Here is a 23,226-nt window from a genome sequence, read left to right as displayed (position 1 = left end):
ACTCGACCCGGAACACGAGGGGCGCCTCGACGGTTCCGGGGTGTGCACGACTGGGGCATCGACGCGTCGAACCACGACATCCGCGACGGGCGGGGACGGAGTGTCCGAGTGGTCGGGTCGGCGCGGTTCTACATTCCGCAGCGGCGACAACAGAGTTCGCGTGCCAGAGGCAGCCGTGCGCCCAGCGCGGCGGTCACGTACGTGACCCGCGGGGCGAGACGGCTCGGCGACATGGCGCGACGCTACGTCACGCTCCGAATTCTCCTCAACTCACGGGTGAATCTGCGGGTGCACCGGTGCGACCGGCACCGTGACCCCGCCGGATCTACGATCGACGACATGAGTATTTCCGCCGATTCCCGCATCGCCGTCGTCACCGGCGCGTCCTCCGGCATCGGAGAGGCGACCGCCCGCACCCTGGCCGCCCAGGGCTATCACGTCGTCGTCGGCGCGCGGCGACTCGACCGACTGCAGGCCCTCGCCGACGAGATCGGCGGTACCGCACTCCCGCTCGACGTGACGGACGAGGACTCGGTCGAGGCGTTCACCACGGTGCTGCCGCGCGTCGACGTGCTGGTCAACAACGCGGGCGGTGCGAAGGGACTCGCCACCGTCGCAGACGCCGTGGAGGACGACTGGCGGTGGATGTGGGAGACCAACGTCATCGGCACCATGCGCATCACCCGGGCGCTGCTGCCCGAACTCATCGCCTCCGGCGACGGACTGATCGTCACCATCACCTCGGTCGCGGCGTTCGAGGCGTACGACAACGGTGCGGGCTACACCTCCGCCAAGCACGCGCAGGCGGTGCTGCACCGGACGTTGCGCGGCGAACTGCTCGGTCGGCCGGTCCGGCTCACGGAGATCGCGCCGGGCGCAGTGGAGACCGAGTTCTCGCTCGTGCGGTTCGAGGGTGATCAGGAGCGTGCCGACAAGGTGTACGAGGGCATCACGCCGCTCGTCGCGCAGGACATCGCCGAGATCGTCGGGTTCGTCGCGTCCCGCCCGTCGCACGTGAACCTGGACCAGATCATCGTCAAACCGCGCGATCAGGCGTCGGCCGGTCGTTTCCACCGCACCGCGAACCCACCGAAGTAGGCTCGCCGGGTATGCAGCAACAACGTCTGTCGCGCGGCCCGCTGCTGGACGCCGACGGTGTCCTCGCCCAGGCGGGATGGGCCACCGGTGAGGTACGCGCGTACGGACGGTCGCAGGTCGCGGCGCCGCGGCTGCGGATCAAGGAGTGGGACTACTACTGTGTCCTGTCCGACGGCCCGTCCGGGCCGTACGGAGTGGCGCTGACCGTCGCCGACAACGGGTACATGGGGCTGCTCGGGGTGAGCTGGCTGGATCTCACCGGCCGCACGGAGATCACCGAGAACAAACTGGTGCCGTTCCCCCGCGGACGGATGCGGATGCCCGCGAGCGCCGACGCGGGCGACGTGGTGGCGCACCGAGGTGCGATGCGGATCGAGTTCCGACACGAGGACGGTGCCCGCCGCCTGATCGTCGAGCATCCCGGATTCGACGGTGGCCGGGGCATCGCCGGCGAACTGGTGCTGGCACAGCCGGAGGCCGATCGCATGGTGATCGCCACACCGTTCCCCCGTGCACCGAGGGCGTTCTACTACAACCAGAAGATCAACTGCTTGGCCGCGCGAGGGTCGCTCACGGTCGGCGGCCACACCCGCGAGTTCCTGCCGGAATCGGCGTTCGGGGTGTTCGACTGGGGTCGCGGGGTGTGGACGTACGACAACACCTGGTACTGGGGTTCCGCGTCCGGGTTGCTCGACGGGGTGCCGTTCGGATTCAACATCGGCCACGGGTTCGGCGACACCACCTCGGCCACGGAGAACATGCTGTTCCACGACGGCATCGCCCACAAACTCGACCGCGTGCACTTCCACCGTCCCGCCGGCACGTTCGACGGCGCACCCTGGCGGTTCACCAGCAGCGACGGCCGGTTCGAGATGGACTTCGCGCCCGTACTCGACCGCGCCGCCGACGTGAACGCGCTGGTGTTGCGATCCGATCAACATCAGGTGTTCGGCCGGTTCACCGGTCACGTCCTGCTCGACGACGGCACCCGCCTCGAGATCGGCGATCTCCTCGGTTTCGCGGAAGTGGTGCACAACCGTTGGTGACCCACCGCGGCACGCGCGGTCGGTTCACACGACGCAGCCGACGGTCACCGGTTCCGGACGCAGCCGCACGCCGAAGACGTCCTCCACGCCGTCACGAACCTCGCGGGCCAGGGCGACGAGATCGGCGGTCGTCGCCGTTCCACGGTTCGTCAACGCGAGGGTGTGTTTCGTCGACAGTCGTGCGGGCGCGTCCTCACCGGGAAAACCTTTGACGAAGCCGGCCCGTTCGATGAGCCATCCCGCCGACAGTTTCGTGCCGCCGACCGCGGGGTACTTCGGCACGTGCGTGTCCGCGCCGACGCGCTGCTCGATCGCGGCGAGCACCGCGGGCAACCGATCGTCCGGCACGACGGGATTGGTGAAGAACGATCCGGCGCTCCACGTGTCGTGGTCGGCGGCGTCGAGCACCATTCCCTTGCCGCGCCGCAGGTCGAGGACGTGGTCGCGGACCTGGGCGGCGGGTCGGCGCTCCCCCTCGTCGGCACCCAACCGCGCGGCGAGTTCGCGGTACGCGAGGGGTTCGCTCTCCCCGTCGGCCCGTACGTCGAACTCCACTTCGAGGACGAGCGCATCGTCGGAATGCTTGAGCACGCTGGTGCGGTAACCGAGGCCGAGTGCCTCCGGCCCCACCCAGCCGTCGGTACCGGTGCGGCGGTCGAGCAGGCGGACACGCCGCAGGACCGAGCCGACCTCGACACCGTAGGCACCCACGTTCTGTACCGGTGTGGCGCCGGCGGAGCCGGGGATCCCCGAGAGGCATTCGAGGCCGCCGAGTCCCGCAGCGACGGTGCGGGCCACCACGTCGTCCCACACCGCGCCGGCGTCGCTGCGCACCACGGCACCGTCGAGGTCGACCGCGCGCGTCGAGATGCGGACGGCGACACCGTCGAACCCGTCGTCGCCGACCACCAGGTTCGAGCCACCGGCGACGACGAGCACCGGAACCCGATCGGTGTCGAGGAGACGAATGACGTCGACGAGAACGTCGGTGGTGGAGCAGTCGGCGACGTAGCGTGCGGGGCCCCCCAGCCGGAGGGTCGTCAACGTCGACAGGGGAACGTTCTCGGTGACGACGGCGCCCGCATCGGCGAGCCGGGCACATAAGCGTGGATCGGACACGTGCAAACGGTAGCGTGCCGGACATGGGTAGCCCTATCGACCACTCTGCGCACTACACGGCGACACCGGCGGAGGTGCACGCGGCGTTCGTCGACCCCGCGTACTGGCGGATGCGGCTCGCCGAGGTCGGCGGACCGGGAGCCGAGATCGAGGACGCGTCCGCAGGGGACGGCACGATCGACCTGACGCTGCGACAGGCCATCGCCGAGGAACACCTCCCGAGCGTCGTGACGAGCATCCGCCCCGGCGACCTCATCATCCACCGCACCGAGAAGTGGGAACGCATCGACGGCGACCGCGCGCGCGGCAGGTTCTCCGCCGGCGTCGAGGGCATGCCGGGCAAAGTGGAGGGCACCCTGTCGCTGACCTCCGACGAAACCGGATCCACGGTGGTGACCGAGGGATCCGTGGAGGTGAAGATCCCGTTCCTCGGTTCGAAGATCGAGGCGATGATCGTCGACGAACTCGTCGGACTGTTCGACGCGGAACAGCGATTCACCGCCGACTGGTTGGACGGCTCGTACCCGGGGTGATCCCGGCCCGGGTCGAACCCTGCCCGGCCTGATCCGCGCGGCGTGATTTCGTCGTGCCCCGGCCGGGTCGGTACCCTGGCCTGCCGTGGCACGACGCAAGGAGTTCTCCGCACGGTTCCGGCACTCCCCGGAACTGGTGTACGCGGCGCTGTCGGACCGTCGCCATTGGGAAGCGCGCATCACCGAGATGCGCAAGTACTCGGAGAACCGTCTGGAGGAGTTCACCGTCGGTGAATCCGGCGTCGAACTCGTGCTGCACCATGTTCTGCCGCTGTCCGCGCTTCCCGACATCGCGAAGACGGTGATGCGCAGCGACCTGATCATCACCCGTCGCGAGAGCTACGGCCCGTTCGACACGCAGGCCACCGGCCACTACGAAGCGACGATCCCCGGTGGACCGGGCAGCCTCACCGGGACGATGACGCTGTTCGCGTCGGACGGAGGTGCCGTGCTGCGCACGGCGTCGGAGGCGAAGGTGAACCTGCCGTTCGTGGGCGGAAAACTCGAAGAACTGATGCTCGACAATCTCGTCGACGTGTTCACCGCGGAGGCCGCGATCACCGCGGGCTGGCTCGACCGCGGGTGACGGCCCCGTGAGAACGGAGCACCCCGTGGGTGTCGTGACCCGCGGCACGACCGGCATCAACCGGCTGCGACGCAGCGACCGGTGGGCGATGCACGATCCCGACGTCGCACGTGTCCTCGCCGACGCCCCCGATCCGCTCGTGGTCGATCTGGGGTACGGCGCGATGCCCACGACGACGCTCGAGTTCGCGGCGCGCCTGCGCACCGTGCGGCCCGATCTGCGGATGGTGGGACTCGAGATCGATCCGGAGCGGGTGGTGCCGGGCCGCGAGGGCGTGGAGTTCGCGCGCGGCGGGTTCGAACTGGCGGGATTGCGCCCGGTGCTGATCCGGGCGTTCAACGTGTTGCGCCAGTACCCGGAGGAGGCGGTGGCACCGGCCTGGGCGCGGTTGCGCGCGGGCCTCGCGCCGGGTGGGCGGATCGTCGACGGAACGTGCGACGAACTGGGCCGACGATGCGCGTGGGTGCTGCTCGACGAGCACGGCCCGCGAACACTGACGTTGGCGTGGAGCCCATTCCACTCCGAGCGCCCCTCCGATCTGGCGGAGAGGCTGCCGAAGGCTCTGATCCACCACAACGTGCCGGGGGAACCGATCCACGAGTTGCTGCAGGCGGCGGACCGCGCGTGGGCGACGGTCGCCCCGCAGTCCGTGTTCGGTCCGCGAGTGCGGTGGCGGGCGGCGCTGGACCTGCTGGCAACCCAGGGCATCCCGGTGCGTCGGCCCCGCCGACGCATACGCGACTGCGTGCTCACCGTGCCGTGGGATGCGGTCGCACCCGCCTGACTGCTCGGTGTTCCCGGCCACCCGCGATGTTCCCGGCAGCCGCGACCCGGTCCGCGGCGACGAGCGGTCAGCCCGCGGCGAGCAACGCCAGTTCGATCCGATCGGCGACGGCCGCGGGTTGCCCGGCGACGGCGGCGTGCAACCCTTCGGAGTCGACACGCCCGAGGGTGATGGCGTCACCGACCAGTTCGTCGAGAACCTCCTGCGACACGCCACCGGCAGCGAGGTCGACGGCGGTACGCGCCGGTGTGGTCACCCGGAAGCATCCCACCGCCTCGACGTCGCTGTCGGAGAGTTCCCGGTGGTGCAGCGCGAGCCTGTTGCTCGGCACCGTGCGCTGGTCGACCGTCGACAGGTGCAGGAACCGGGGTTGCAGGTGCCCCATCCCGTGCAGGTCGGCGGCACTCTGATGGGAGACCACCGCGGCCCCCTCGTACCAGGCGCACCACTGCGCGAACTCGTCGAATTTCGTCGGGACGCTGCCCGCGAGCCGGAACAGCTCGTTCTCGACACGCACCCATCGACCCGACTCGATCCGGAGATTGAATTCGTCGGAAGCGATGCCGTGCGCGATCGCCTGACGTGCGGTGAAGAAGCCGGCCTGCATGACGGCGAGGCGTCGCAGGAGCTCGTCGGCGTCGGCCCGCCCGAATGCGCCGTACTCTGAATCCGTCCACCCTGTCATGCAGCCAACACTACCGAACGACTGTGTTTCATCTCACATGATTGTGTCGGTTGCGGCGCGTCCACTCAGAAGATTTTCAGGGTTCTCCGGAACAATCGCCCCATGACGCAACGAAAGCGGAATCGCCTCACCACGATCGCGGTCGTTCTCGTCGCCGCGCTCGTCGCCGTCCTCGTCGGTGCGGAGGTCTACGTCCGCATCCGTGCCACCACCTGTCTGGCCCAGTCGTTCGAGAGCGAACTCGGAACCGGAGTGGACGTGGACCTGAGCTGGAAACCGGTATTGCTCCAGTTCCTCGACCGGCAGGTTCCGTCCGTCACCCTCGACAGCGACGACACCGCGTTCGGTCCCGCCCAGCAGATGCAGGTGCACGCCGAGGTCCGCGACGTGGATCTGACACAGAGCGCCGACAGCTCCGGAACGATCGGGAGTTCGCGGGCGGAGGTCGACTGGCCCACCGCCGGAATCCTCGAGACCGTGCAGGGCCAGCCCGTGGGCGCTCTGATCACGGACGTGACCGCGGACGGCGACGCCGGCACCCTCACCTTCACGGTCGGCGGGGCGGGGCTGGCCGAGTTCACGGTCCGCCCGGTGATCACGACCGGGGTCGTCTCGGTCGAGACCACCGACGCGTCGGTGCTCGGGCTCGGCATTCCCACCGCGCTCGTGGACGGTGTCGTCGACATCCTCACCTCGGGCCTGCAGCAGTACCCACTGGGTATGCGGGCCACCGAGGTCCACGTGTCCGACTCCGGTGTGCAGCTCACCCTCGAGGGGGGACAGTTCACACTTCCGCCGGCGACCGCCGAGCAGGACCAGCAGTCGGCCTGCGGCCTCTTCGGCTGACTGTGCGCACTTCTGGTAGCTACCGCTACCAGAAGTGCGCACGGGTGGGGTCAGTGGAGGCCGTCGAGCACGGCGCGGCTCCTCGACAGGCCCAGCCTGGTCGCGCCCGCCTCGATCATCGCGACCGCGTCTGCGGCCGTGCGGATCCCACCGCTGGCCTTCACCCCCAACCGGCCGCCGACGGTCTCGGCCATCAGTCGCACCGCGTGCACCGACGCCCCGCCGGCCGGGTGGAAACCGGTCGACGTCTTCACGAAATCCGCGCCCGCCTTCTCCGCCGCACGACACACCTCGACGATCGCGTCGTCCGAGAGCACCGCCGACTCGAGGATCACCTTGAGCACGGTGGAGAATCCGACTGCCTCACGCACCGTGAGGATGTCGGCCAGCACCGCGTCGTAGTCGCCGGCGACGGCCGCCCCCACATCGACGACCATGTCGACTTCGCGCGCCCCCTGCTCCACCGACAGGCGGGCCTCGGCTCCCTTCACCAGCGAATGGTGTTTGCCGGACGGGAAACCCGCGACCGTCGCGACGACGACGTCGTCGGCACGCACCGGCAGCATCGACGGTGACACGCACACCGCGTACACCCCGAGCTCGCGGGCCTCGGCGACGAGGGCACGCACGTCCGCGGCGGACGCCTCCGGCGCGAGAAGGGTGTGGTCGATCATCGATGCGACGCGGTCTCGGGTGAGTGCAGTGTCCGGCATGCCGCCAGACTCCCACATCCGAAAACCCGTTGCCGCGCGGAGCGATCGTGGACCACACTGCGGCCATGCTGATCCGACGCGAACGTCCCGTCGACACCGACGCGATCGATGCGATCCACCGGGCGGCGTTCGCGTCGGTCACCCCGGATGCGACAGAACCCGCGGAGGTCGGTCTCGTGCATGCACTGCGCGCAAGCGAAGCGTGGCTGCCGGCGCTCACCCTCGTCGCCGAGGAACCGACAGGGACGCTCACCGGACACGTCTGCCTCACCCGAGGCGACGTCGCCGGGCGTCCCGCCCTCGCGCTGGGACCGATCGGGGTCCTCCCCGACCGGCAGCGCACCGGTGTCGGCGGCGCCCTGATGCACGCCGCGCTGGGCGCTGCGGATGCGCTCGACGAGCAACTGGTCGTGCTGCTCGGACACACCGGCTACTACCCGCGGTTCGGGTTCGTACCGGCCGCTGATCTCGGGGTCGAACCCGACGTCGCCGAGTGGGCCGGTCCGCACTTCCAGGCCCGCGCCCTCGACGCCCACGACCCGTCGTTGCGCGGCGTGTTCCGGTACCCCGCGCCGTTCTACGCGCTCTGACGACGCGCACACCCGGCGGCCGACCGTCGCGCGACACGACCTGGGACAATGGCCGGCATGACTCGTTCCTCGTCCGGCGACGACCGGCGCTACGTCCTGACCCTGGGCTGCCCCGACACGACCGGGATCGTCGCCCGCATCTCCACCTTCCTCGCCGAGGTCGGCGGGTCCATCGTGGAAGCCGCCTACCACGCGGATCAGGACAGCGGCTGGTTCTTCACCAGGCAGGCGGTGCGCGCCTCCTCCATTCCTTTCGGGATCGAGGAACTGCAGGAGAAGTTCGCGGCGGTCGCCGAGTCCATCGGCCCCGACACCGAGTGGACGATCTCCGACACCGGCCGCCGCAAGCGGGTGGTGCTGCTCGTCAGCAAGGAAGGCCACTGCCTGCACGATCTGCTCGGCCGGGTCGCGGCCGGGGAGATGGAGGCCGAGGTGTGCGCGGTCATCGGGAACCACCGCGACCTCGAGCAGGTCGCGCGGCGCCACGGCATCGAGTTCCACTACGTGTCGTTCCCGAAGGACCCCGCCGAGCGGGGACCGGCATTCGAGCAGGTCCGCAAGATCGTCGACGCGCACGACCCGCACGCCGTGGTGCTGGCCCGGTTCATGCAGGTACTGCCGCCGGAACTGTGCGAACACTGGGCGGGTCGCGCCGTCAACATCCACCACAGCTTCCTGCCGTCGTTCGTGGGCGCCCGGCCGTACCACCAGGCGTTCACGCGCGGTGTGAAGTTGATCGGGGCGACGTGCCACTACGTGACGGCGGAACTCGACGCCGGTCCGATCATCGAACAGGACGTCATCCGGGTCAGCCACAACGACGCCGTCACCGACATGGTGCGGCAGGGCCGCGACGTCGAGAAGCTGGTTCTGGCCCGCGGTCTGCGCTGGCACCTCGAGGATCGGGTCCTCGTCCACGGTCGGCGGACCGTCGTGTTCAACTGAGGCCGATCACGGCCTGCCCGGACGCCGGTGTTCAGGACACCGGCGCACCGGCCCGGTCGAGCAGGTGCACGATCTCGTCGTCGAACGCGTCGATCGCCTCCACCGAACTCATGTGGCCGACGCCGTCGAGCACCAAGAGATGCTCGAGGTTGCCGGCCCGTTCGAGTCCGTCCGCGAGCCTGCGCGCGTGCACCGGCGGGGTGAGCCGATCGGCGGTTCCGACGATCACGCTGGTGGGCACCGTCAGGTTGGCGAGCCCCTCGTGGATGTCGAGCACGCTCAGTGCGCGGCCCCACGCGCCGCGGGTACGACGGGGGCATTCGAGGACGATCTTCTCGCAGAATTCGACTTCGGCGGCGGTCGCGGACGGCGACAGCGCGACATAACGCAACGCCCGGGTGGTGATCGGCGACGCAGCGAACGGCATCGTCGAACCGAGCAGGGGACGCGCCACCGCGACCGGGACGCGCGGGAACCTCGGCGGCAACGGGACGAGCGCCGCATCGGTGACGAGATTGTCCATCCCGGTGCTGGCCAACAACACCGCCGCCGCCTTCTCGTGCACCTGTTCCGGATGCCGTTCGGCCCACGCGATGATGCTCATTCCGCCCATGCTGTGCCCGGCGAGCACGGCCCTGCGACCGGCGGGAACCGTCGCGTCGAGCACCGCGGCCAGATCGTCGGCGAGCACGTCGGGGCGGAGTACGCGGGTGCCGACGCTGCTGGCGCCGTGTCCGCGCTGGTCGTATGCGATCACCCGGTAGCGGTCGGCGAACGCGTTGATCTGCGGCGTCCAGAACAGGGCGTTGCAGGTCCAGCCGTGGCTGAAGACCAGGGGTTGGGCGTCGGGATCGCCGTAGGCCAGCACGCGCAGACGGGCACCGTCGGCCGTGGTGACCTCGATCTCGTCGGCCTCGAGGCTCGGTGGGGCCAGCAACGCGTGCGGCGCGACATCCTTCGTCTGCACCGCGGAATGCGAACGGCGACGGCGCGCGGCGGCGACTCCCACCGCCGTACCGACGAGGGCGATGCCCCCCGCGACGAGCAGCGACTTCCGGGACGGCTTCTTCACGTGTGATGGTCTCCTGTGTGTGATCGTGCCCGGACCGGGATCCGGGTCCGGGTCGGCGGCACCGCCGGGTGGGACGTGTTCGCTCGGCTCAGAGGATGTGCGCGCGGCGCAGCAACAGCGTGGACGGCCCGCCGATGAGGCCGACACCGTCGAGGAATTCGACGGTGCGGCGTGTTCCGAACCGCAGTTTGTCGTGGTAGTGGGTGTTGGCGCGCGCCGCGGCCTTCGCTTCGGCCACGTCCAGGCCCGCTGCGGCGTACACGCGCTCGTTCACGAGGTTCGTCACGATCAGGTACGCGCTGACGGCCAGATGCATCCGCACCCACGCGCGTTGGGAGCGTGTGGCGGTGCGCATGCGTCGGGCCGTCTCCTCCCGCGCGTACCGGATGTGGCGTGATTCCTCGAGGACGTGGATGTGGCTGACCGTGCGGGTGAGGGGTTGGACCCGGTCGTCGCGCATGAAGTCGCGCTGCATCATGTCGAGGATCTCCTCGGCGAACAGCGTGCCCCCGAATGCCAACGCCCCGGACGCGACGGCCTTGAACAGCCGCCCGCTGGTCCGGAGCCATCGAGCGGGCCGGTACGACGGGATGCCGAATCGCTGTGCGGATCTGGCGAACATGATCGAGTGCCGGCATTCGTCGGCGATCTCGGTGAGCCCGAACTGGACGTACGGGGTCGCGGGGTCGTGCTGGTAGAGGTCCCGCACGAGCATCTGCATCAGGATCATCTCGAACCAGATACCGGCACCGGCGATGCTCGCGGCCTCGTGTTTGGTGAGGGTGATCCGCTGCTGCTCGGTCATGCGGTCCCACAGCTCGGTGCCGTAGAGACTGGACCATTCCGGGGTCATGCCGTACTTGTCGTCGGGGATGGGGGCGTCCCAGTCGATCTCGAGCGTCGGATCGTAGGACCGACGTGCCGATGACGCGAGCAACCGTCGTGCGGAGCCCTGCCTGCCGTCGTCCTCGGCGTCGCCGTGGACGGTGTCGATCCGGTTGGTATGGGCGAGCGTCATGGCCGACCACCTCGTCTCGGAAATTACCCGTTACTCGAAGTGTCATTATCTGGATCGCACTTGTCAAGCAACGGGCATCGGCCGTCACCCGCCGATGTCGCGACGACCACACCGAGGGCGACCACACACGGGACGACCACACCGGGGAGATGCACCACCCCGCAGCGCACTACCAGCGAGGACGCTGAACCTCCTCCACCCGCGGCCGCACATCCACGAGGTACACGCAGACCGCGACCACGGCGATGATGCCGAGGAACCCGATCGCGCCGAACAGCAACAGGACCACCAGCGACGCCGCGAGGATCCCGAGCCACACGGGCTTGGTCAGCTTGTCCACGGCGGGAAATGCCTCGGAAGGCTGACGGACCGCGTGGAACAGCGCGAAGCCGGCGCCCGCGATCGCCACGATCTGCAAGACGAGAATGATCAGACCTGCGAGAGAATCCACGTTCGTCACCGCTCCAGTCTACTGGGCGCCCGACCGGCGACCGGATCGTCGACGGCATCCCGCCGGAGCGCGACGCCGCGAGAACACCCGAACACACGAACATGCGAGAACACCGGCGCGGTGACGCTCCGAATCCGTGGAGCGCCACCGCGCCGGTGTCACCGTGGTACGTCGGCCGTCAGGAACCCGCGGTGTTGCGCGGGGCGGCCTTCTTCGCGGGAGCCTTCGCCGGGGCCTTCGCGGGAGCCTTCTTCGCAGGCGTCTTCGCCGCAGCCTTGGCGGGCGCCTTGGCAGGGGCCTTCGCCGGTGCCGGCTGCGCCGGGGCCTCGTCCTCCGCCGCGGCGGCGACGTCGTCCTTGACCTCCTCGACGCGGGTGGCGGCCTCGGTGCCCGCCTCCTCCGCCTTGTCGCCGAGGTCGAGCACGCGCAGCGCGGCCTCGTCACCCGCGTCGGCGATGGCCTCACCGACCTCCTCGGCGGTGTCGGAGATGCGGGTGGCGGCGAGACCGGCGAGCTTGGCGGCCTGCTCACCGACGGCACGCGTCTGCCGGGCGACGGTGCCGAGCGCTTCCTCGGTCAGGTCGACGGCGTCGCCGAGAGCCGCCTCGGCACGACCGAGACGCTCCTCGACCGCGGGCTGCTTGCGCAGACGCTCGATGGTCTCCTCACCGCGCTCGGCGAGCGCCGTGTACAGATCGGAGGCCACCTTCAGGTACGCCTCGGCAACCCGGCGCAGTTCGTCGGCACCGAAGCGTTCGCGCAGCTCGGCGAGCTCCTCGGGAAGCTCGGCGGGCAGTTCGACGAGACGCGAGCGCAGCGACTCGACGGCCTCGGCGACGTCGGTGGGCACCGACGACACACGGCCCCGGGCGGTTTCGACGCGCTCGTTGACATCGGCCTGGGTGGTCTCGGCGCGTTCCCGGACCTGAGCGACGACGTCGGCCACGGCCTGGACGACGGCGTCGCCCGCACCCACGGCGGCGTAGAGGGATGTTCGGATGGCAGCGTTGGGATCAGTCATGTCGGTTCTCCTCGTCGATGTCTGTGGAATGCCCGATATCCGTGGAACAGCCGGTGTCCGCGGAGTGCCCGACCGACGCTGTGTCGACGGGAGCGACCACCGGAGCCGACTCGTTCTCCCTGCTGAACGAGTCGTAGATGTCGAGCAGGACCTGCTTCTGCCGCTCGGAGAGGGCGTTGTCGGCGAGCAGCGCGTCACGTACCGCGCTGTGGGGCCTCTCCTCGAGGATCCCGGCCCGCACATAGAGCACCTCAGCGGACAGTCGGAGACCCTTCGCGATCTGCGCGAGCACCTCCGCGGAGGGCTTACGGAGCCCACGTTCGATCTGGCTCAGGTACGGGTTGCTGACGCCTGCGAGCTGCGACAGCTGCCGCAGGGACACCTGGGCGGCCTCCCGCTGCGAACGGATGAACCCCCCGATGTCCTGCGCCGCCGAATTGACGACCCGGGCGGCGATGTCGCCGGGCCCGGCAGCCTCCGCGGACCCGGTGCTCGCATCGGGTTCGTCGGCGGAGTCACCCGTCCGGTCTCGAATCGTGGACACGACGTCAGCCTACGACCAGGTGCTAGCTACAGCAAGCGCTCTGCTAGCAAGTGGTGGGTATCACGCGAACAGCAGTTCGGACAGCGTGTAGATCGCCAGGCCGGCGAGTGCACCCACCACCGTGCCGTTGATCCGGATGAACTGGAGATCGCGCCCCACCGCAAGCTCGATCTTGCGGCTCGCCTCGTCGGCATCCCACCTCTCGACGGTCTCCCGGATCACCGAGGTGATCTCGTCCGCGTAGTTGGCGGCGATGAAACGCACGCCGTCGAGCAGCCAGGTGTCGAACTTCGCGCGTATCGCGTCGTCCTCACGGAGCCGCACGCCGAATCCGGCCACGTTCTCGGCCACCTTCGTCCGCAGGGTGCTGTTCGGATCGTCGACGGACTCGAGGATCATCCGCTTCGCGGTGCGCCAGGTCGCGGCCGCGAGCTGGGTGATCTCCTCACGCCCCATGATCTCGGCCTTGAGTTTCTCGGCCTTGGCGATCGTGGCCGGATCGTGCTGGAGATCCTGCGCGTAGTCGGTGAGGAACCGGTCTGCCGCACGCCGGACCTCGTGGTCGGGATTCGACCGCACCTTCCAGGTGAACTCGACCAGCTCTCGGTGGATCTTCTCGCCCAGCAACAGGTCCACGAACTTCGGCGACCACGACGGCGAGTCCCGGCTGATGACGCGATCGATCGTCTCCTGACTTCCGAGTGCCCACTGGTGCGCTCGTTCGGCGAGCATGTCGATCACCGGGCGGTGCCGCCCCTCGTCGATCAGTTCGGCCAGCAACCGCCCCAGCGGCGGACCCCAGTCGGGTTCGGCGATCCGCTTGACGATGGTGTTGTCGATGACCTGCTGGATGTCGTCCTCGCGGAGGACTCCGACGATGCCGCGCAGGATCGTCGACGTCTCCTTGGCCACCCGCTCCGCGTGCCGCGGCTGCGCCATCCAGGTGCCGAGCCGCAACGGGATCTGCGCGGACTCGACCTTCGCGGACACGACCTCGGGGGCCAGGAAGTTGGTGCCGACGAACGAGCTGAGGCTCGCGCCGAGCTGATCCTTCTTCCGCTTGATGATCGCGGTGTGCGGAACGGGGATCCGCAGGGGATGCCGGAACAACGCGGTCACTGCGAACCAGTCGGCGAGCGCACCCACCATGCCGGCCTCCGAGGCGGCCCGCACGTAACCGACCCACTCGCCGGCACCGCGGGTCTCCTGCCACCGACAGAACAGGTAGACGATCGTCGCAACGACGAGAAACCCTGTCGCGACAGCCTTCATCCGACGCAGATCTGCGCGTTTGACGTCGTCGTCGGTAGTGATGAACTGCACCGGACCATTGTGCCGAAACCACCGGCGCGCGGTCGCGCGGTCCGGGACACCGCGCACCCGCTCGACTCGTCCGCCGTAAACTGGGGCGACGATCGACACCGAACGGATGTGCCACTACCTGTGCCCAGCAATCGCGCCAACACCACGACCGAGCCCGACGTGACCACGACGCCGCCCACGAAGCAGGACGGTCGCAAGCGTCGCTGGCACGAGCACAAGATCGCGCGCCGCGAAGAACTCGTCGACGGCACGATCCGGGCGATCCGCACCCGAGGACACGACATCGGGATGGACGAGATCGCCTCGGAGATCGGGGTGTCGAAGACCGTGCTGTACCGCTACTTCACCGACAAGAACGATCTGACCACCGCGACGATGATGCGGTACGTCGAGAAGATCCTCGCGCCGCGGTTGTACGCGGCGGTCGGTGAGGATCTCGACGAGTTCGACCTCACCCGTGTCGCGATCGCCACCTACGTCGAGACCGTGGCGGAGGACCCCGAGGTCTACCTGTACGTGATGTCGAACAACTCGTCGGCGAGCCACGATGTCGTCGCCGACTCCGAACGCATGATCGCCGAACTGGTCGCGACCGTGCTGGGTGAGCGCCTGCGGCGGCTCGAGATGGATTCGGGCGGGTCCGTTCCGTGGGCCTACGGCATCGTGGGCGCGATCCAGCTGGCGACACACTGGTGGATCTCGAACAAGTCGATGTCCGCCGAGGATCTCATCGACTACCTCACGATGATGGCGTGGGGTGGAATGACGGGCATCGCCGGCGCGGGCGGGTCGCCGACCCGCTTCAACGCCCAACCCCACCCGCTGGTGCCCGACACCGAGTGAGCCAATTCACGTAACTGCGGGTAACGTGTAACCTGGCCGGCATGTCCGAGCCCACTGCACACCATCACGACGACGAAGACACCGGTGCGTACCGGGGACCCGCCGACGTCACCGTCGGCGCCGCCCACGCCACCGTCGACATCCAGTTGTCCGGCCACTTCGATCCGATTCTCGGGCGCCACGTGTGGCGCGGCCGACTGCGTGGTCTCACCGCGGCGTTGCCCGCCGGAACCCCCCTCGGTTCCGGCACCGACGTGACCATCACCGTCACCACCGACGACGGGGAGTTGACCGCCACCGCCCGCATCACCGAGGTCGACCTGTGGGGCAGTCACATGGTGGACGGCACGTCGACACCGCCCTACCGGACGATCTCCGACGACGCGTCCGACGACTGACGTCGCGTTCCACCGACACACGCCCCACCTGTGGCACCCTCGTCGCCATGGGCAAGAGCGGAAAGCGCGCAGAGCACTGGCACACCCCCGCGACCGAGGCGTTGCGCGCCGGACCGCACCTGCGCATCGCCGATCTCGACACGAACGGAACCCCGGGGTTCGACGGCGACAAGGACCTCGGGGAACGGCTGCTCGAGGAGCGCGGTGCCGTGCTCTCCCACCTGCAGGAGATGCTGTTCGCCAACGGCCGCACCGGCGACGAACGGTCGGTGTTGCTGGTCCTGCAGGGGATGGACACGTCGGGCAAGGGCGGCATGGTGCGGCACGTCATCGGACACGTCGACCCGCAGGGGGTCGACCACACCGCCTTCGGAGTACCCACACCCGAGGAACTGCGCCACCACTACCTGTGGCGCATCCGCAAGGCACTCCCCCGCGACGGCCAACTCGGCGTGTTCGACCGCTCGCACTACGAGGACGTGCTGGTGGTCCGCGTGCACGACCTGGTTCCCGAGAACGTGTGGCGGCACCGGTACGACGAGATCAATCGGTTCGAACGCGAACTCGCCGACACCGGCACCACGATCGTCAAGGTGGCGATGTTCGTCTCCCTCGACGAACAGAAGCAGCGGCTCGCCGAACGCCTCGAGCGTCGCGACAAGCACTGGAAGTACAACCCGAGCGACGTCACCGAACGGTCACTGTGGCCCGAGTACCAGAAGGCGTACCAGGACATGCTGGACCGGACGAACACCGATTACGCGCCGTGGTACGTGGTTCCGGCCGACCGCAAGTGGTACAGCCGCATCGCGGTCACCGAACTGCTCATCGACGCGTTCGAGCGGCTCGACCTCGACTGGCCCGAACCGACCTTCGACATCGACACCGAGAAACGACGCCTGGCGGAATCGTGACCGCCGGGCGCCGCGTGTCGGGTCAGAACAGGTGCGGTGTCTCCATGTGATGCCTGTGGTCGCGTCGGCTCGCTCCCGCCACCATCAGGATCCCCAGGATCACGGCCACGGCGGCGACGATGCCACTCGTGAGTGCGTGTCCGCCGTACCCGGTGCCTGCTGCGACCAGTGCGAGCGCGATCGTCAGGACCGCAACGAGTGCGAGTGCGTACCCCGACCACGCGACGAAGAGATTGAGCTTCACGGCCTCTTCTCCTTCCCGAGCTGGGAGTTCGGTGACTCCGACGGTACCCCCGGGTGATGACGGTCACAAGGAGATCGGGGTGCTACCGCTTCCCGACGCGGTACGTGGCGACGACGAAGTCACGGTTGCGCGCGACGTCGAGGAGTTCGAGTTCGACGTGCCGCGGCAGCAGCGGCCGGCCCGACGCGAGGGTGACGGGCGCGAACGACACGATCACCTCGTCGAGCAGTCCGGCGTCGGCGAACTGCCCGGCGAGGTCTCCGCCACCGACCATCCACAGATCGCGCCCGCCCGCGGCGGCCGACATCTCGGCATGCACGTCCGCGACGTCGGCGCGGGTGAACCGGATGTCTCCCCGGCGACCGTTCCGGCGCGCCACCGGCAGATCGTCGCGATGGGTGAACACCCAGCACGGAACGTCGTACTCCCACGCGTCGGCTCCCTCGTGATCGAGGATCCACCGATACGTCGACGACCCCATGACCATCGCCCCGACGGTCGCGAAGAACTCCTCCCCGCCGCCGGGTCCGCCCTGATCGATGTCGCGGGTGAGCAACCAACTCAGGTCGTGGTCGTCGGACGCGAGGAATCCGTTCACGGTGGACGCGGTGAAGTAGACGGTCTTGCCCACTGCAGGCTCCTGTGGTCGATCGTGGTCGAACGGGAAACGGTCCGTCACCGTTCCGGTGGGACTCCGGTGTCGACGTCGCCTTCGTCGAACCGATGCACGGCGGCCTCCTCCGCCGACGCGCCGGCCCCGTCGATTCCCACATCCGTTCCGATCAGGTCCTTGTCGACGTCCTCGCCGGTGCCTTCGTCGGGTGCGACGAGTCGACCGGCGCGGACGTCGCCGACCTCGGTGCGGGACGGATAGTCGGTCCGGTCACCGGACTCGGTTCCCGTGTCGAGGGCACCGTCCGGTTCCTCCTCCTCGAGTCGCGCATCCAGCGTGTCGTGCGGTTCGAGGGCCAGCGGCCGCTCCGGTGGCGAGATCCCCTCGTCGAGGATGTCCTCCGGCCCGCGTTCGATGAGGGTGTCCTCCGGCTGGAGCTGGTCCTCGTCGTCGACGCTGTACTCGCCGGGCACACTCGCCCCCGGATTCTCCGAAGTAGCCATGGGGTCGACGATGCCACCCCGCGTGGGTCACCGCCACGGTTTACGACAGTCCGGTGCCGCGGGAAGCCACACCGCCCTCGCCGGTTCCGGAATCCGTGTGGCCGGCGGCGCGCGCGGCGATCGAACGGTTCCGTCGACCCCGACGGCTAGATTGGCGCATGACAGTGTTGGCGACGCTGCTCCCCGCCGACGACCAGGCGGGCGAGCGGAGAGGACACCCTGCACGATGAGTGAACGCGATGCGGCCGTCGACCGTGACCGGACCCGTCGGCCGGTGAACGGTCGCACCGGCAACCCCGAACCCGAACCGCAGGATCTCGTCGTCGTCGCGAACCGTCTCCCCGTCGACCTGGTGACACCCGCCGACGGCGGTCCACCCGAATGGCGACGCAGCCCGGGCGGCCTCGTCACGGCGCTCGAACCGGTCCTGCGTTCCTCCGGTGGGGCGTGGGTGGGTTGGCCCGGATCCGCAGGAGTCGAACTCGAGCCGTTCGTCGAGGACTGCCTGACCCTGCATCCGGTGCGTCTCGACGAGGACGACGTGGCCGAGTACTACGAGGGTTTCTCGAACGACACCCTCTGGCCGCTGTACCACGATGCTCTGGTCACACCGACCTTCGACCGGGCATGGTGGCGCACCTACCGTCGGATCAACGAACGTTTCGCGCACGCGGCGGCACGCGCCGCCGCGAACGGCGCCACGGTGTGGGTACACGACTACCAGCTGCAACTCGTGCCGCGCCTGCTGCGGGAGTTGCGTCCCGATCTCACCATCGGGTTCTTCCTGCACATTCCCTTCCCACCGTCCGAACTGTTCCTGCAGTTGCCGTGGCGCAGGTCGATCGTCGAAGGTCTTCTCGGGGCAGACCTCGTCGGCTTCCACCTGCCCGACGGCGCCAAGAACTTCCGGCAGCTCGCCCGGGTTCTCCTCGATCTGCCGACCACCGGAGACGGGCGGCGAGGCAGCGGCCGCATCGATCTCGGTGACCGCAGTGTGCGGGTCGGCGCCTACCCGATCTCGATCGATTCGGCGCAGTTGCGCGATCGGTCGCGGCACGACGACACGCTCCGGCGGGCCGCACGGATCCGGGCGGAACTCGGCGATCCCGAAACGATCCTGCTGGGCGTCGACCGACTCGACTACACCAAGGGCATCAACCTGCGCATCGAGGCCCTGCGGGAACTGTTCGCCGATGGAAGGCTGGACCCGGAGAAGGTCGTGATGGTGCAGCTCGCCACACCGAGTCGCGAACGTCTCGAAGCGTATGCGGAGCTGCGCAACGACGTCGAGAGGGAGATCGGCCGCATCAACGGCGAATTCGGCGAGCTGGGCAGGCCGGTCGTGCACTACCTGCACCGGCCCGTCGACCGGGACGAACTCGTCGCCATGTACACGGGTGCCGACGTCATGCTGGTGACACCGCTGCGCGACGGGATGAACCTGGTCGCGAAGGAGTACGTCGCGTGCCACGGTGACGGCTCCGGCGCTCTCGTGCTCAGCGAGTTCGCCGGGGCGGCCGCGGAGCTCCGGCGGGCACTGTTGGTCAATCCGCACGATCTGGAGGATGTCGAACGCGCGATCGTCGAGGCGGTGCGGCGGGACGATCCGAGCCTGACGAGACGGATGCGGTCGATGCACACCCAGGTGATGACGCACGACGTCGAGCGTTGGGCGCGCAGCTTCCTCGCGGACCTGCGCGACGCCGGCGCCGACGTCCTGCAGCAGGAGGCCTGACGCGAACCGTACGCGCCGGCGCCCGCGTCGGGTTTGCACCCCGAAGCACCCGGGAACCCCGTGTACACGGTTCCCCTCGACGACGGAACGGAGACGACCCGGACGTGAGGAACAGCGATGTCGAGAAGCGCTGGAACGACCCGCGCACCTTCCGCAGCGCGATGTGGTACGCGGCCACGACCGTCGCGCTCGCACTGGTTCTGATGTTCGCGGTCGTCGTGTGGTCGGCCGGATCCGGTGACACATGCGCCGACGACGAGTTCGCGGTGTGCACCGAGCCGGCGCGCAGCATCCTGCTGTTCGGACCCACCGCGATCCTTCTGCTCGGTGGGGCGGGCGCATTCGTCCAGGCCTACCGGACGTGGCGTGCCGGTGGTACCTGGCCGATCTGGCACGGCACCGGGTGGGCACTCTTCGTTCTCATGCTCGTGTATGCGGGGATCTCAGCCGGGGTGGCCGGCTGACCGGCGCAGACCGCCCGCCACCGCTTCACATCGTCGGCCGCCGCAGCGAACTCATCGCGGCTTCGAGGGAACCGTGCATCCGCACGTGTCGCTCGGGGTCGGCGATCCGCAGCAACCGCGCGACGGGCCGGTCGCACACGAGGACCCAACGCGCCCCCGACCCGAGCGCATGTTCGTCGAGTCCCTCGAACACGCGGAGTCCCGCGGTTCCGAAGAAGCCGACGTCGGCGAGATCGAGGACCAGACGCGGAGACCTCCGGAAGTGATGGCACGCGAATCTTCGGAGGTCATCGGCATTGCGGAGATCGACGTCCCCGGACACCCCCACCCACGCGAGTTCGGAACTGATCGGCCGCGCGGCGAATCGTGCGCCCGGGCTCACTCCCGCAACGTCGGCGGCGGATTCACCCCGGACGGGTTCGGCCCGGACGGACTCCGTGCGACCGGACCGAGAGGCCGTTTCCCTCGGCGAACGCAGTCCTGCACCATCCGATCTGACGGCCATTGCACTTCCCGACATCGAAGCACTTCCCAACATCGAAGCATGAGAGAGTACGCCGCAGCGGCATTCCGAGCACCGGACACCGCGCAACTGCGAGGCACTTCACGTTCCCGGCTGTGTGCTCAACCGCCATCCACCCTAATGGACGATGCATTCACCCTCAACCGACCGGCACACCCGTCGTCCCGCCGCCGCTGCGACGATTGAAACGTCGCCCGGGCGGGTACCCTCGCCCGGACCACAGGAGAAGAGAAGACCGCGATGGCCACCACCGCAGAGCGCACGCATGGAGCACACACCCTCATGGCGAGATCCGCGTCGATCGATTCCGTACGCGAAAACACCCCGTCCACAGTCGAACTGCGCGTTCGCGCGGATGCCGACCAGCTGTCGGTCCTGAGGGCCGTCGCAGCAGCGATCGCGCTCCGGCAGGATTTCGACCTCGACACGGTCGAAGACGTCAAGCTGGCCGTGGACGAAGCCGCGACGCGACTGATCACCGATTCCGCGACCACCTCGACCCTGTCGTGCATCTTCGAGACGACCCCCGGCGAACTGTCGATCATCCTGTCGGCACCCACACGCGGCGACATCGCCGCCGACCGATCCCGTTCGTTCGGGTGGCACGTCCTCGAGGCACTGACCGACTCGGTGTCCGTATCCTCGGACGCCGACAGCGACGGCGACGGCGGCACCGTCGCCACCATCGCACTGACACTGAGCGAAGGCAGTTCCGCTCGGTGAAACGTGCGACAGGCAGGACGAGCGACGAATACGCCGATGTCGCCGATTCCCTGAACGAACTCCGTTCGCTCCCCGAGGACGACCCGGAGCGCGCGTGCCTCCGCGACTCCGTCGTCGAACGGTGCCTGCCGCTCGCGGAACACATCGCGCGACGCTTCGACGGCCGGGGTGAATCCCTCGAAGACCTGCAGCAGGTCGCGCGGCTCGGACTGGTGAACGCCGTCGACCGGTTCGATCCCGAACGCGGCACGGACTTCGCGTCGTTCGCGGTACCGACGATCATGGGCGAGGTGCGCCGCCATTTCCGGGACAGCGGCTGGGCTGTCCGGGTCCCCCGCCGCATGAAGGAACTGCACAGTGCGCTCGGTAGGGCGACCGCCGATCTGTCCCAGCGGTTGGGTCGTGCGCCGTCGCCGAGCGAACTCGCCGAGGAACTCGGTATCGGTCACGAGGAGGTGCTCGAGGGGCTGGTCGCCGGCAACGCCTACCAGACCGTGTCGGTGGACCGGTCGGCCCCGCACACCGACGACGGGCTCACCCTCGCCGACACCCTCGGGGAGTACGACGCCGCGCTCGACGACGTCGACAACCACGAGGCCCTGCGCCCGTTGCTCGACGCTCTGCCCACGCGCGAACGCACCATCGTCGTACTGCGGTTCTTCGGCAATCGGACACAGACGCAGATCGCCGAGCAGGTGGGCGTGTCGCAGATGCATGTGTCGCGGCTGCTCGCGAAGACGCTCGCGCACCTGCGCGAGCAGCTCGGCGACACGTTCTGAATCAGAAGGTCGCGGCGTCGATGACGAAGCGATACCGCACGTCGCTGGCGACGACCCGCTCGTACGCCTCGTCGATGCGGTCCGCCGAGATCACCTCGACCTCCGCGGTGATGCCCTTCGCCGCGCAGAAATCGAGCATCTCCTGGGTCATCGGGATGCCCCCGACGTTGGAACCGGCGATGGCACGGTCGTTGATCCCGAGGGAGAACGCTCGGAAGCTCAGCGGGTTCTCGGGCAACCCGAGTTCGACGAGCGTGCCGTGCAGCTTCAACAGCGACAGGTATCGATCCATGTCCAGGTTGACCGACACCGTGTTGAGGATCAGATCGAAGCGCGAACGCAACTCCTTGAACACCGCGGGGTCGGTGGTGGCCCGGTAGTCCACCGCCCCGAACCGCAGTCCGTCGTCCTTCTTCGACAGCGAATGACCCAGCACCGTCACCTCCGCGCCGAGCGCCGACGCGATCTTCACACCGACGTGCCCGAGCCCGCCCATGCCGATGATCGCCACCTTCGTGCCGGGTCCGGCGTGCCATCGTTTCAGCGGTGAATACAGGGTGATTCCCGCGCACAGCAGGGGCGCCGCACCGGCCGGATCGAGACCGTCCGGCACCTTCAGCACGAAGTGTTCGGTGACGACGATGTGCGTCGAATACCCGCCCTGGGTGACCTGCCCGTCACGCCCGATCGCGTTGTAGGTGCCGGTCACCCGCGCCGTGCAGTGCTGTTCGTAGCCGGTGACGCACGGTTCGCATTCACCGCACGAGTCGACGAAGCATCCGACACCGACCCGATCACCCACCGAATGCCGGGTCACGTCGGCGCCGACGGCCGCGACGATGCCGACGATCTCGTGGCCGGGCACCACCGGATACTTCGTGCCGCCCCACTCGTTGCGAGCGGTGTGGATGTCGGAATGGCAGATACCGGCGAACTCGATCGCGATGAGGACGTCGAGCGGCCCGAGCGCGCGGCGTTCGATGGTGGTCTTCGTCAGCGGGGCGTCGGCGGCGGTGGCCGCGTATGCGGCAGCCGTCGTCGTGGGGGCAGCGGGTTCACTCATGTCTTCATGCCTACTCCCCACCGGACGTTCGCGCACCCGCGGGTGTCCCG

At 68.7% G+C, this 23,226-nt stretch carries 29 protein-coding genes; 15 read left to right on the top strand and 14 right to left on the bottom strand.

Going from position 1 to position 23,226, the window contains the following annotated elements; all coding sequences use genetic code 11:
• Positions 1 to 339: 339 nt before the first annotated feature.
• Positions 340 to 1,098 (top strand): SDR family NAD(P)-dependent oxidoreductase, encoded by a 759-nt coding sequence (locus LDQ05_RS08780; protein WP_226436528.1) that lies wholly within the window; start codon positions 340 to 342, stop codon positions 1,096 to 1,098.
• 11 nt (positions 1,099 to 1,109) lie between these two features.
• Positions 1,110 to 2,144 carry a DUF2804 domain-containing protein gene (locus LDQ05_RS08775; protein WP_226436527.1) on the top strand — a complete coding sequence of 345 codons (1,035 nt, stop codon included), beginning with the start codon at positions 1,110 to 1,112 and terminating at the stop codon, positions 2,142 to 2,144.
• Between the two features lie 24 nt (positions 2,145 to 2,168).
• Here the strand turns inward: LDQ05_RS08775 and LDQ05_RS08770 are convergent, their stop codons facing one another.
• On the bottom strand, positions 2,169 to 3,263 hold the full coding sequence (locus LDQ05_RS08770; protein ID WP_226436526.1) for a UDP-N-acetylmuramate dehydrogenase: 1,095 nt from the start codon (positions 3,261 to 3,263) through the stop codon (positions 2,169 to 2,171).
• 23 nt (positions 3,264 to 3,286) lie between these two features.
• On the opposite strand from LDQ05_RS08770, the gene LDQ05_RS08765 reads away from it, so the two are divergent.
• The 3 genes from LDQ05_RS08765 (at position 3,287) to LDQ05_RS08755 (ending at position 5,166) form a co-directional block, all read left to right on the top strand.
• The gene (locus tag LDQ05_RS08765; RefSeq protein WP_226436524.1) at positions 3,287 to 3,796 is read left to right on the top strand and encodes a DUF2505 domain-containing protein; all 510 of its coding nucleotides are present in this window, start codon (positions 3,287 to 3,289) and stop codon (positions 3,794 to 3,796) included.
• 85 nt (positions 3,797 to 3,881) lie between these two features.
• A complete protein-coding gene (locus tag LDQ05_RS08760; protein ID WP_226436523.1) occupies positions 3,882 to 4,382 on the top strand; it encodes a DUF2505 domain-containing protein in 501 nt (166 codons plus the stop codon).
• A 7-nt stretch (positions 4,383 to 4,389) separates the two neighbouring features.
• Positions 4,390 to 5,166, top strand: a complete 777-nt coding sequence (locus tag LDQ05_RS08755) for a class I SAM-dependent methyltransferase (RefSeq protein ID WP_226436522.1) — start codon at positions 4,390 to 4,392, stop codon at positions 5,164 to 5,166.
• 67 nt (positions 5,167 to 5,233) lie between these two features.
• Here LDQ05_RS08755 and LDQ05_RS08750 read toward each other — a convergent pair whose 3' ends face one another.
• A complete protein-coding gene (locus LDQ05_RS08750) occupies positions 5,234 to 5,851 on the bottom strand; it encodes a type IV toxin-antitoxin system AbiEi family antitoxin domain-containing protein (protein WP_226436521.1) in 618 nt (205 codons plus the stop codon).
• Positions 5,852 to 5,953: 102 nt separating this feature from the next.
• On the opposite strand from LDQ05_RS08750, the gene LDQ05_RS08745 reads away from it, so the two are divergent.
• A complete protein-coding gene (locus LDQ05_RS08745; RefSeq protein WP_226436520.1) occupies positions 5,954 to 6,697 on the top strand; it encodes an LmeA family phospholipid-binding protein in 744 nt (247 codons plus the stop codon).
• Positions 6,698 to 6,747: 50 nt separating this feature from the next.
• Here LDQ05_RS08745 and deoC read toward each other — a convergent pair whose 3' ends face one another.
• The gene (gene deoC / locus LDQ05_RS08740) at positions 6,748 to 7,410 is read right to left on the bottom strand and encodes a deoxyribose-phosphate aldolase (protein WP_226436519.1); all 663 of its coding nucleotides are present in this window, start codon (positions 7,408 to 7,410) and stop codon (positions 6,748 to 6,750) included.
• Positions 7,411 to 7,475: 65 nt separating this feature from the next.
• Here deoC and LDQ05_RS08735 point away from each other — a divergent pair, with 65 nt between their 5' ends.
• Complete coding sequence (locus LDQ05_RS08735) at positions 7,476 to 8,000, top strand: GNAT family N-acetyltransferase (RefSeq protein WP_226436562.1); 525 nt, start codon at positions 7,476 to 7,478, stop codon at positions 7,998 to 8,000.
• Between the two features lie 57 nt (positions 8,001 to 8,057).
• The gene (purU, locus tag LDQ05_RS08730) at positions 8,058 to 8,945 is read left to right on the top strand and encodes a formyltetrahydrofolate deformylase (RefSeq protein WP_226436518.1); all 888 of its coding nucleotides are present in this window, start codon (positions 8,058 to 8,060) and stop codon (positions 8,943 to 8,945) included.
• A 31-nt stretch (positions 8,946 to 8,976) separates the two neighbouring features.
• Here purU and LDQ05_RS08725 read toward each other — a convergent pair whose 3' ends face one another.
• From LDQ05_RS08725 to LDQ05_RS08700, 6 genes are all read right to left on the bottom strand, one after another.
• Positions 8,977 to 10,017, bottom strand: coding sequence for an alpha/beta fold hydrolase (locus LDQ05_RS08725; protein WP_226436517.1), 1,041 nt, complete (start codon positions 10,015 to 10,017; stop codon positions 8,977 to 8,979).
• Between the two features lie 88 nt (positions 10,018 to 10,105).
• Positions 10,106 to 11,035, bottom strand: coding sequence for an AurF N-oxygenase family protein (locus LDQ05_RS08720; protein ID WP_226436516.1), 930 nt, complete (start codon positions 11,033 to 11,035; stop codon positions 10,106 to 10,108).
• A gap of 169 nt (positions 11,036 to 11,204) precedes the next feature.
• Entirely contained in the window at positions 11,205 to 11,495 is a 291-nt protein-coding gene (locus LDQ05_RS08715; RefSeq protein WP_226436515.1) for a DUF2516 family protein, read from the bottom strand.
• A gap of 169 nt (positions 11,496 to 11,664) precedes the next feature.
• Positions 11,665 to 12,507: a heparin-binding hemagglutinin gene (locus LDQ05_RS08710; RefSeq protein ID WP_226436514.1), complete on the bottom strand. Its 843-nt coding sequence runs from the start codon at positions 12,505 to 12,507 to the stop codon at positions 11,665 to 11,667.
• Positions 12,500 to 13,042: a helix-turn-helix domain-containing protein gene (locus LDQ05_RS08705; protein ID WP_372461063.1), complete on the bottom strand. Its 543-nt coding sequence runs from the start codon at positions 13,040 to 13,042 to the stop codon at positions 12,500 to 12,502. Before LDQ05_RS08705 ends, LDQ05_RS08710 begins: the two co-directional genes overlap by 8 nt.
• Positions 13,043 to 13,111: 69 nt before the next feature.
• On the bottom strand, positions 13,112 to 14,323 hold the full coding sequence (locus LDQ05_RS08700) for a DUF445 domain-containing protein (RefSeq protein WP_226436560.1): 1,212 nt from the start codon (positions 14,321 to 14,323) through the stop codon (positions 13,112 to 13,114).
• A 210-nt stretch (positions 14,324 to 14,533) separates the two neighbouring features.
• Here LDQ05_RS08700 and LDQ05_RS08695 point away from each other — a divergent pair, with 210 nt between their 5' ends.
• The 3 genes from LDQ05_RS08695 to LDQ05_RS08685 are packed head-to-tail and all read left to right on the top strand — an operon-like array spanning position 14,534 to position 16,529.
• On the top strand, positions 14,534 to 15,217 hold the full coding sequence (locus LDQ05_RS08695) for a TetR/AcrR family transcriptional regulator (protein ID WP_226436513.1): 684 nt from the start codon (positions 14,534 to 14,536) through the stop codon (positions 15,215 to 15,217).
• 41 nt (positions 15,218 to 15,258) lie between these two features.
• A complete protein-coding gene (locus LDQ05_RS08690; RefSeq protein ID WP_226436512.1) occupies positions 15,259 to 15,615 on the top strand; it encodes a DUF4873 domain-containing protein in 357 nt (118 codons plus the stop codon).
• Positions 15,616 to 15,662: 47 nt separating this feature from the next.
• Positions 15,663 to 16,529, top strand: coding sequence for a polyphosphate kinase 2 family protein (locus LDQ05_RS08685; RefSeq protein WP_226436511.1), 867 nt, complete (start codon positions 15,663 to 15,665; stop codon positions 16,527 to 16,529).
• A 22-nt stretch (positions 16,530 to 16,551) separates the two neighbouring features.
• On the opposite strand, the gene LDQ05_RS08680 is transcribed toward LDQ05_RS08685, so the two are convergent.
• The 3 genes from LDQ05_RS08680 to LDQ05_RS08670 form a co-directional block, all read right to left on the bottom strand.
• A complete protein-coding gene (locus tag LDQ05_RS08680; RefSeq protein WP_226436510.1) occupies positions 16,552 to 16,773 on the bottom strand; it encodes a hypothetical protein in 222 nt (73 codons plus the stop codon).
• 82 nt (positions 16,774 to 16,855) lie between these two features.
• Positions 16,856 to 17,404, bottom strand: a complete 549-nt coding sequence (locus LDQ05_RS08675; RefSeq protein WP_226436509.1) for a dihydrofolate reductase family protein — start codon at positions 17,402 to 17,404, stop codon at positions 16,856 to 16,858.
• A 44-nt stretch (positions 17,405 to 17,448) separates the two neighbouring features.
• Entirely contained in the window at positions 17,449 to 17,889 is a 441-nt protein-coding gene (locus LDQ05_RS08670; RefSeq protein WP_226436508.1) for a DUF5709 domain-containing protein, read from the bottom strand.
• 226 nt (positions 17,890 to 18,115) lie between these two features.
• On the opposite strand from LDQ05_RS08670, the gene LDQ05_RS08665 reads away from it, so the two are divergent.
• Both LDQ05_RS08665 and LDQ05_RS08660 read left to right on the top strand, forming a co-directional pair.
• On the top strand, positions 18,116 to 19,624 hold the full coding sequence (locus LDQ05_RS08665; RefSeq protein WP_226436507.1) for an alpha,alpha-trehalose-phosphate synthase (UDP-forming): 1,509 nt from the start codon (positions 18,116 to 18,118) through the stop codon (positions 19,622 to 19,624).
• A 161-nt stretch (positions 19,625 to 19,785) separates the two neighbouring features.
• On the top strand, positions 19,786 to 20,088 hold the full coding sequence (locus tag LDQ05_RS08660; protein ID WP_226436559.1) for a hypothetical protein: 303 nt from the start codon (positions 19,786 to 19,788) through the stop codon (positions 20,086 to 20,088).
• Positions 20,089 to 20,113: 25 nt separating this feature from the next.
• Here the strand turns inward: LDQ05_RS08660 and LDQ05_RS08655 are convergent, their stop codons facing one another.
• Complete coding sequence (locus LDQ05_RS08655) at positions 20,114 to 20,470, bottom strand: STAS domain-containing protein (protein WP_226436506.1); 357 nt, start codon at positions 20,468 to 20,470, stop codon at positions 20,114 to 20,116.
• A gap of 381 nt (positions 20,471 to 20,851) precedes the next feature.
• Here LDQ05_RS08655 and LDQ05_RS08650 point away from each other — a divergent pair, with 381 nt between their 5' ends.
• A complete protein-coding gene (locus LDQ05_RS08650) occupies positions 20,852 to 21,334 on the top strand; it encodes an ATP-binding protein (RefSeq protein ID WP_226436504.1) in 483 nt (160 codons plus the stop codon).
• Entirely contained in the window at positions 21,331 to 22,113 is a 783-nt protein-coding gene (locus tag LDQ05_RS08645) for a SigB/SigF/SigG family RNA polymerase sigma factor (RefSeq protein ID WP_226436503.1), read from the top strand. Before LDQ05_RS08650 ends, LDQ05_RS08645 begins: the two co-directional genes overlap by 4 nt.
• A 1-nt stretch (position 22,114) precedes the next feature.
• Here the strand turns inward: LDQ05_RS08645 and LDQ05_RS08640 are convergent, their stop codons facing one another.
• Entirely contained in the window at positions 22,115 to 23,176 is a 1,062-nt protein-coding gene (locus LDQ05_RS08640; protein WP_226436501.1) for an NAD(P)-dependent alcohol dehydrogenase, read from the bottom strand.
• Between the last annotated feature and the right edge of the window lie 50 nt (positions 23,177 to 23,226).

Source organism: Rhodococcus yananensis (assembly GCF_020515525.1).
Taxonomy (GTDB): domain Bacteria; phylum Actinomycetota; class Actinomycetes; order Mycobacteriales; family Mycobacteriaceae; genus Rhodococcus; species Rhodococcus yananensis.
This window is presented reverse-complemented; position numbering and strand designations above follow the sequence as displayed.

Bases quoted from the DNA above. Each gene is read 5' to 3' on its own strand.
- LDQ05_RS08780 (WP_226436528.1), top strand. From the start codon at position 340: ATGAGTATTTCCGCCGATTCCCGCATCGCCGTCGTCACCGGCGCGTCC.
- LDQ05_RS08775 (WP_226436527.1), top strand. From the start codon at position 1,110: ATGCAGCAACAACGTCTGTCGCGCGGCCCGCTGCTGGACGCCGACGGT.
- LDQ05_RS08765 (WP_226436524.1), top strand. From the start codon at position 3,287: ATGGGTAGCCCTATCGACCACTCTGCGCACTACACGGCGACACCGGCG.
- LDQ05_RS08750 (WP_226436521.1), bottom strand. From the start codon at position 5,851: ATGACAGGGTGGACGGATTCAGAGTACGGCGCATTCGGGCGGGCCGAC.
- LDQ05_RS08745 (WP_226436520.1), top strand. From the start codon at position 5,954: ATGACGCAACGAAAGCGGAATCGCCTCACCACGATCGCGGTCGTTCTC.
- deoC (WP_226436519.1), bottom strand. From the start codon at position 7,410: ATGCCGGACACTGCACTCACCCGAGACCGCGTCGCATCGATGATCGAC.
- LDQ05_RS08735 (WP_226436562.1), top strand. From the start codon at position 7,476: ATGCTGATCCGACGCGAACGTCCCGTCGACACCGACGCGATCGATGCG.
- purU (WP_226436518.1), top strand. From the start codon at position 8,058: ATGACTCGTTCCTCGTCCGGCGACGACCGGCGCTACGTCCTGACCCTG.
- LDQ05_RS08720 (WP_226436516.1), bottom strand. From the start codon at position 11,035: ATGACGCTCGCCCATACCAACCGGATCGACACCGTCCACGGCGACGCC.
- LDQ05_RS08710 (WP_226436514.1), bottom strand. From the start codon at position 12,507: ATGACTGATCCCAACGCTGCCATCCGAACATCCCTCTACGCCGCCGTG.
- LDQ05_RS08700 (WP_226436560.1), bottom strand. From the start codon at position 14,323: ATGAAGGCTGTCGCGACAGGGTTTCTCGTCGTTGCGACGATCGTCTAC.
- LDQ05_RS08690 (WP_226436512.1), top strand. From the start codon at position 15,259: ATGTCCGAGCCCACTGCACACCATCACGACGACGAAGACACCGGTGCG.
- LDQ05_RS08685 (WP_226436511.1), top strand. From the start codon at position 15,663: ATGGGCAAGAGCGGAAAGCGCGCAGAGCACTGGCACACCCCCGCGACC.
- LDQ05_RS08670 (WP_226436508.1), bottom strand. From the start codon at position 17,889: ATGGCTACTTCGGAGAATCCGGGGGCGAGTGTGCCCGGCGAGTACAGC.
- LDQ05_RS08665 (WP_226436507.1), top strand. From the start codon at position 18,116: ATGAGTGAACGCGATGCGGCCGTCGACCGTGACCGGACCCGTCGGCCG.
- LDQ05_RS08660 (WP_226436559.1), top strand. From the start codon at position 19,786: ATGTGGTACGCGGCCACGACCGTCGCGCTCGCACTGGTTCTGATGTTC.
- LDQ05_RS08650 (WP_226436504.1), top strand. From the start codon at position 20,852: ATGGCCACCACCGCAGAGCGCACGCATGGAGCACACACCCTCATGGCG.
- LDQ05_RS08640 (WP_226436501.1), bottom strand. From the start codon at position 23,176: ATGAGTGAACCCGCTGCCCCCACGACGACGGCTGCCGCATACGCGGCC.